Origin of the sequence: Coleofasciculus chthonoplastes PCC 7420 (genome assembly GCF_000155555.1) — a bacterium.
Taxonomy (GTDB): domain Bacteria; phylum Cyanobacteriota; class Cyanobacteriia; order Cyanobacteriales; family Coleofasciculaceae; genus Coleofasciculus; species Coleofasciculus chthonoplastes_A.
Map to the genome: position 1 here is coordinate 417,945 of NZ_DS989844.1, position 7,711 is coordinate 425,655.

The following is a 7,711-nucleotide window of genomic DNA, read 5'->3' on the forward strand; positions in this document are numbered from 1 at the left end:
AGATTACTGATTAAATATCAAGCCCTGTTAGAGGACACCGTAGCACAGGTGTTGGTTTATTCATCATGACAACTCAATCAATTAATGTTCGCGGAATGGAATTGTTGATGGCGTACTCCCAAAATCCGTCAATTGAGTTACGTAATCAGCTTGTCCGGTTAAATAGTGGATTGGTGAAGAAAATTGCCTATCGAGTCAGCCAGCAATGTAGCGAACCTTATGACGATTTGGTACAACTTGGCTATCTGGGTTTGATTCGGGCGATTGAACGGTTCAAGCCGGATCAAGGGTATGCCTTTAGTTCCTTTGCAGTGCCGTTTATTCGCGGCGAGATGCTACATTTTCTTAGAGATAAAGGAAATATTGTCAAGATTCCTCGCCGTTGGCAAGAACTTCAGCAGGAAGGACAGCGCGTCAGTAAACGGTTAACCGCCACGTTGGGACGTCCACCCAAAGAGGCGGAAATTGCCCAAGCGCTGAATATTTCTATGCAAGAATGGCAGGAGAGCAAATTAGCCTCGAAAAATCGCTTGCCTCTGAGTTTAGATTTGACAGTGGGTCATAATGTCGATCATCCGGTCACGTTGGGTGATATGCTACCGGATAGTTATGACCAAACCTTGCAGCACTGGGAAGAAGACCGACAGCAGTTACAAGGTGCGATCGCGCAACTGGAAACCAAAACTCAAGCGGCGATTGAGTTCGTCTTTTTCCGGGATCTCCCCCGTAAAGAAGCCGCTAAACACATTGGCGTGAGTCCGATGACGGTAACGCGACACCTACAACGGGGGATTAATGAATTGGTGTCCTTACTACAGCCGCAAACACCAGAACGTCTTGCCAGTTAGAATTCGGATGTGTGATATTCAACAAAACCGATGAAACATTTTCTCTTAACTTGGCTGTTTACGGCATTGGCATTAATCATTACTGCCTATCTCGTACCGGGTATTGCGATCGCGGGTTTTCCCACGGCTGCGATCGCGGCGGTTATCTTAGGGATTGTCAATGCTATTGTCAGACCAATTCTGATCATGCTGACTCTACCCTTGACGATTGTGACGTTGGGGCTATTTCTGTTAGTGGTTAATGCGATATCCTTGTCCTTAGTCGCCTACCTAACAGGTGCCACGTTTACGATTAGTGGACCTCTTGACGCCTTGATTGGTTCAATTGTGTTGTCTGTCGTTGCAAGTATTCTTAACCAATTTGCGGATTAGTCATTAGTCATTAGTCATTAGTCATTAGTCCTTGGTCGGGGCGGATTGAGTGACATCGGGGTAACAAAAAATGTTAGTTGTGAAACTTGCCATTGGATGGGGCGGGTTTAGTGACATCGGGGTGACAAAAAAATGTTAATCGTGAAACCCGCCCCTACAGTCGATCAGGGTTTGGAATTAACGTTATCATCAATAGGGAAACGAAAATATATCAATCCGTCCCTACATTGAGACAGGACGGGTTTTGTATTAATGTTCTCTCTGATAGGGAGACGAAACTAGATAAACTGGCCCCCTAGAACGTCAAAATGGTTCCCACTAATGATTAAAATTCTTCACCTGTCAGATATCCATCTGGGAAGTGGTTTCTCCCACGGGCGAACTAACCCAGAAACGGGGTTAAATACACGACTGGAAGATTTTGTCAATACCTTATCTCAATGTATTGATCGCGCCATTACTGAACCCGTGGATTTAGTCTTATTTGGCGGCGATGCTTTTCCTGACGCCACACCCCCTCCTTATGTGCAAGAAGCCTTTGCTACGCAATTTCGCCGCTTAGTGGATGCAGAAATTCCCACGGTATTGCTAGTGGGGAATCATGACCAACATTCCCAAGGTAATGGGGGGGCAAGTTTATGTATTTATCGTACCCTAGGTGTGCCAGGATTTATTGTTGGTGATACGCTGGCGACGCATCCAATTCAAACCCGGAATGGTTTAGTCCAAGTGATTACCTTACCTTGGTTAACCCGTTCCAGTTTACTGACGCGCCCAGAAACCGAAGGATTAGCCTTAGGCGAGGTGAATGAGTTATTAATTCAACGCCTTGAACCGATTTTAGAAGGAGAAATTCGGCGACTGGATTCCCAAGCGCCAACCATACTCTTAGCCCATTTAATGGCAGATCGGGCTAGTTTTGGGGCAGAGCGTTTTTTAGCCGTGGGTAAAGGCTTTACTATTCCCTTGTCGCTGATGGCGCGATCGTGTTTTGATTATGTAGCATTAGGTCATGTCCACCGCCATCAAAATCTGAATCCATCCAATAACCCACCAGTGATTTATCCGGGTAGTATTGAACGGGTTGATTTTAGTGAGGAAAAGGAAGACAAGGGTTATGTGTTAATTGAGTTAGATAAAGGTAAGGTTGAGTGGCAGTTTTGTCCCTTACCTGTGCGTCCATTCTGCACGATTAACGTGAATCTGGCTGAGGAAGCTGATCCAGAAGCGGCATTACTTAAAGCGATTAAGAAAAAAACGATTGATGATGCTGTGGTTCGGTTGATTTATAAAGTTCGTTCTGATCAGTTAGATTTAATTGATAATAGTAAAATTCACCAAGCCTTGAGTGAAGCCCACAGTTATACGATTCGCCCCGAATTAGCCAGTCAATTAGCCCGTCCGCGTTTGCCAGAATTGGGTGTGGGTAGCAGCATGAATCCCATGGATGCGCTGAAGACGTATTTAGACAGTCAGGATAATTTAAAAGATATTGCCGCCGATATGTTAGAAGCGGCTCAATATTTGTTAGATGGACAAGGGGATAGTTGGTTAGAGGTAGAGGAGTCTGGAGACGATAAACAGGAAGCGAGTCAGGTGGGAAAAGGGAATCAAAAGAATCAATTACGTTTACTTTAGCGTTTCGGGGAAATACTTATGAGAATTAATCAAATTTCAGTCACTGATTTATTCGGTGTGTTTAATCATGTTATTCCTCTTAATCTGGAAGACCGAATTACTATAATTTATGGCAAAAATGGTGTTGGAAAAACTAAATTACTCAAATTAATCTATGAAATATGTAGTTCAGTATGTTATGAAACTCCTAGTATTAATTTTGGTCAGTTAACACTAAGCTTTGATAATAACGAAACGCTTAAAGTAGATGGAAGAAAAATTGAAGATTCTCCAGAAGGACATGAGTTGTTTTTAGATCAAATAAGCTCAATATATTCCAAAATTAATGTTCGCTTGATAGAGGATACTAGGCTGTTATACTCAACAGCTAATAACCGAACGCAACACTATAATCGTCAGTCAATGTTACAGACTGTTTCAAACTATGCCCAAGAATTAGCCAAAAATATTCAAGCCAAAATAACTGAATACGGAACCTTGTCTCAGTCACTTGATAGAACATTTCCGGCAAGAGTTGTGCAACAACAAGCAATGCCTAAATTAGATGATGAAAGCTTAAAAAATAAGCTTAATAATCTAGAAAAAAGACGTTCTGAATTAATTGATTATGGACTCTTAATTCAAGATAATAATCAAGACATTAAACTTCAAGAAGATATAGACGAAAGTACTAAGAAAATTTTAGCGGTTTATATTGAAGATGCAGAAAAAAAACTCAGCTTGTTCGATGACATAGCAAGAAAAATCGATTTACTTACAAGAATTATTAATAATAAATTCAATTATAAACACATGAAAATCAATAAAAATGGGGGGTTTAATTTTGCAACTGACGGTGGTAAATTATTGCATCCGACAAAACTGTCTTCTGGAGAACAACACGAACTTGTCCTTCTTTATGAGTTGTTATTTAAAGTTGAACCGAATTCCTTAATTCTCATTGATGAACCAGAATTGTCGTTACATGTCGAGTGGCAGGTACAATTCCTTAAAGATTTACAAGAAATAACTAAACTGTCTAATATTGATGTTTTAATTGCGACTCATTCGCCCGACATCATCCACGATCGCTGGGATTTAACGGTTGAGTTAAAAGGACCAGGGGAATGAGATAATTTATTACCCCGGATCGGATTGCGAATCAAATTCGGATGCGGCGTAGTAGTCACAAAGGTTCTTTTTTAATCGTGGAGGGACGCAGTGATAAGCTCGTGTATGAACGTTTTATAGATGATAGAAAGTGTGAATTTTCTATCGCTAGTGGTAAAGAGAATGCTGTTTCTGCCATAAGGATTCTTGAACAAGATAATTTTGCGGGTGTTCTCGCCATTGTAGATGCAGACTTTTGCAGACTAGAAGGAAGTTTACCTTCTAGCTCAAACTTGCTCTTAACTGATGAGCATGATCTGGAAATGATGCTGATTAAATCACTAGCTTTAGACAAATTACTTTCCGAGCGTGGTTCAGAGTACAAGATAAATAAGTTTGGTCAAGATATCCGTTTAACGCTGCTGGAAAGGGGGACAAGGATTGGATATTTACGATGGGTTTCATGGAAAGCAAATATATCTCTGAAGTTTGAAGGCTTAAGTTTTAGTAAATTTATTGACAAATCCACCTTAGTAATTGATACGGGTCAACTGATTAAGACTGTTAAAGATAATTCGCGAAAATCAGGACTGAAAGAGCAAGATATTCAAAAAAGTATAGAAACCTTAGAAAAAACTGCCCCTGATTCTTGGCAACTCTGTTGTGGTCACGATATTATTTGTATCTTATCGATAGGATTGAGCAAAGTGTGGGGGTCATGGAATACCAACGAGGTTAAACCCGATACTCTGGAGAGAGAATTACGACTCGCTTACGAGGATTCTTATTTCCACAGCACTCAACTCTATCAATTAATTCAGCAGTGGGAAATCAATAATAAACCTTATCAGGTTTTGTCGCCGGGAAATTAAACTTAGCAATTTTGGGTGAGTGTGAATGAAATGAAAAAAGGCGATTACACTCTCTCACCGCCACAATTTTCAACAATGAGTATAAGGTTGATGAATAAGTATTGGGGTGAGGCGAGGGAACAGGGAATAGTCAGGGATATCACACAATCGTGCAAAATTTGCCAAACTAGAGATATTCCTTTCTCTTGGGAGTAAGCGGTAATGTGGTTGGCGGGATTGTTTGTTTTTTGCGGCTGGATGGTATCCTTGTGCCTGCACGAGTTTGGTCATGCGGTTGTCGCCTACTTCGGTGGCGATACCTCGGTTAAGGATAAAGGCTATTTGACGCTTAATCCCCTCAACTATACTGACCCAGGTTTGAGTCTGCTAATGCCGATGATTTTCTTGGTGATGGGGGGAATTGCCCTTCCCGGTGGGGCGGTTTATATTGACCATAGTAAATTACGCGATCGCAGATGGGATAGTGCAGTCTCGGCGGCTGGTCCTTTTGCCAATGTCGTGGTGACGGTGGCGTTGGCGATTCCGTTTTGGTTGGGTTTGGTTACGGTATCGAGTGAGGGTTGGTTGGGGCAAAGTTTAGCCTTTCTTATTTTCCTCCAAATTTTTGCCGTTGTCATCAATTTACTGCCTATTCCCCCTCTGGATGGGTATGGAATTCTCCGCCCTTGGTTACCGCAATCGCTACAGCAACGATTCAACAAATTAGGTCGATATAGCTTTTGGTTTATTTTTGGCGTGTTATGGTTTGTACCAGCAGCCAGTCAAGGGCTTTTTCTGTTCATTTATCGAATTGCTTTACTTCTCAAGATTCCTCCCGAAGCGATTCAGTTAGGGAGTGTCCTGTTTAGGCAACCCGCGACGAAGTTGGCATTAATTGTCTGTTTTCTCGGCTTTGTCTGGCTGATTAAGCAAAAGGGAAATCAAACCCCAAATGCCGCAGATTTACAGTGGTTTGACCAAGGAAATAAACTTTTGGAAAACCGACAATATGACGCCGCGATCGCGGCTTACGATAAAGCCATTAAGCTTAATCCTAATGTCTATCAAGCCTGGTATAATCGAGGGCTATGCTTGACAGAGTTACACCGATTTAAAGAGGCAATTGCATCCTACCAGAAACTCATTCAACTTAACCCTGACTTTGAGCGGGCTTGGAATTCTCTAGGTAACGCTTTTTATCACTCGCAACAGTATACAGAGGCGATTACTGCCTACGACCACGCCCTGCAACTTGAACCGAACTTGGCTGATACTTGGTATAATAGAGCCTGTTGTCGAGCGTTACAAGGTTATGTTGAGCTGGCGATTGACAGTTTAAAACAGGCAATTGCTGTTAATCCCAATTTACGCGAACAAGCGAAAACTGATGCTGATTTTGAATCGATACGGAATAGTTGGCGTTTTCCTGAGATTTTGCCGCAATGATAATCAATAAAAAGTTATTCTGTGGTGGGCAAAAATGAGAAAAAAATACGATCAGGGTTTTAAACGTTATAAATTTTGCCCACCCTACGCCTTAACAAATAACGAATGACAAATGACAAATGACGAATAACAAAGGACAAATCATGAAGCAATTCCCGTTGGTGCTTCTAGCCACCACGACTCTGGCAATATCATCAACGGCTGATATTCATCCAGCACAAGCGGAAACCTGCGTGGCTGCCAGCAGTTGCAGAGAACAATCCGTCAAATTTGTACCAGGTCAACGGATTACCGTTGAGGTAGCCAATTTAACCTCTAGCGTGATCAAACTTCAACAGGTCGATGTTACAGACCCTTTACCTGTGAGTCCAGGACAGGTTCTCTCCTTTGTCCGAGGAGGTAATACTAACCCAAATTTCTCGGCGGTGCTGTGGGATACCCAAGGATTACCCTTAAACGTGAATATCCGCAAACCTGAAGCCAGAGTCTTACGCATTGAAGTATTGCCCAGTGGTCGTTCTCCAGGGGTTCGCGCTGTTTATCTGCAAGATGACGGTCGAGTAGAAGTGATGTAAGGTGTTAGGTGTTGGGTGCATTGATTGATTATGAACAACTATCCTTGTTATTCTGCTCAACTTCTGCCTCGTATTCGCCATACTCCAAATCATTGGTTTGGTAATCACGATAGTCAGGAGATAGCTGTTGTTCCGGCTACTAATGCCGCGACAACTAATCCGTCTCCAGCTTCGCCTGTTACCAAGACTCTAGATCCGTTGTTATCGCAACGGATTTTAATCACAACTGAGTAATATCGAATCCATTTGATTGCACACCGATGCAATCCCTTGAGAATCAGTGTTTCCACCTTTTTGAGTTTGATGAGTTAACCTGATGTGATATAAATCTAAGTTATTGACTTTAAGAAGTGTAAATTATTTCGACCCCACCTTTCAAAAACGTGGGGTTTTGTGTTAATGGTTCATGGGTTCTGAACAATCAATGATAAGATGTAACCTAAAATATGATTAATTTTTTGTTATCTAAACTTACTATCATACACAATTAATTTGAGGGTGACATCTGTCTTTTGACAGGTAAGCATTAAATTAATTTTTTTTCCGATTCTTCCTCAAAATTTTTACATTTAATAAGTAAGCTGATTGACGTCGGGTGGAGAAATAACTATGAATACTTGTCCTTGTTGTTCATCTCACTTACTCGCTCACGTTCGTGACAAGCGCATTTGTTGGTTTTGTTCCAGCTGCCGCCAAGATATGCCTGTTAAAGCTAGTAAGAGAAACCCTTTTCACCAAGACTTTTCTTTTGTAAATCCGTTAAATGACATTTTGTCACAGAAAGTATTAACACCAGCCGATTAAGTCGGTGATAGGGCGCACGTCGCGTCGGTCTTATGGGTCAACTTAAGCCACAACCCCCCCAGCCCCTCTCCCACCCTGGGGAGAGGGG

At 41.9% G+C, this 7,711-nt stretch carries 8 protein-coding genes; all 8 read left to right on the forward strand.

The features are described 5' to 3' along the window. The first annotated feature begins 65 nt into the window (after positions 1 to 65). Positions 66 to 848 carry an RNA polymerase sigma factor SigF gene (locus tag MC7420_RS07500; protein ID WP_006099468.1) on the forward strand — a complete coding sequence of 261 codons (783 nt, stop codon included), beginning with the start codon at positions 66 to 68 and terminating at the stop codon, positions 846 to 848. Positions 849 to 878: 30 nt separating this feature from the next. Beyond that, on the forward strand, positions 879 to 1,220 hold the full coding sequence (locus tag MC7420_RS07505; protein WP_006099175.1) for a phage holin family protein: 342 nt from the start codon (positions 879 to 881) through the stop codon (positions 1,218 to 1,220). Between the two features lie 321 nt (positions 1,221 to 1,541). Further along, a complete protein-coding gene (gene sbcD / locus MC7420_RS07510) occupies positions 1,542 to 2,858 on the forward strand; it encodes an exonuclease subunit SbcD (RefSeq protein WP_006099356.1) in 1,317 nt (438 codons plus the stop codon). Between the two features lie 18 nt (positions 2,859 to 2,876). Then, a complete protein-coding gene (locus MC7420_RS07515) occupies positions 2,877 to 3,968 on the forward strand; it encodes an AAA family ATPase (RefSeq protein WP_006099253.1) in 1,092 nt (363 codons plus the stop codon). A gap of 41 nt (positions 3,969 to 4,009) precedes the next feature. Continuing rightward, a complete protein-coding gene (locus tag MC7420_RS07520; RefSeq protein ID WP_044205588.1) occupies positions 4,010 to 4,819 on the forward strand; it encodes a DUF4435 domain-containing protein in 810 nt (269 codons plus the stop codon). 201 nt (positions 4,820 to 5,020) lie between these two features. Then, positions 5,021 to 6,244, forward strand: a complete 1,224-nt coding sequence (locus MC7420_RS07525; protein WP_006099447.1) for a tetratricopeptide repeat protein — start codon at positions 5,021 to 5,023, stop codon at positions 6,242 to 6,244. Between the two features lie 119 nt (positions 6,245 to 6,363). After that, positions 6,364 to 6,819 carry a hypothetical protein gene (locus MC7420_RS07530; RefSeq protein ID WP_157453078.1) on the forward strand — a complete coding sequence of 152 codons (456 nt, stop codon included), beginning with the start codon at positions 6,364 to 6,366 and terminating at the stop codon, positions 6,817 to 6,819. Between the two features lie 30 nt (positions 6,820 to 6,849). After that, a complete protein-coding gene (locus MC7420_RS39345; protein WP_157453079.1) occupies positions 6,850 to 7,053 on the forward strand; it encodes a hypothetical protein in 204 nt (67 codons plus the stop codon). Positions 7,054 to 7,711 lie beyond the last annotated feature (658 nt).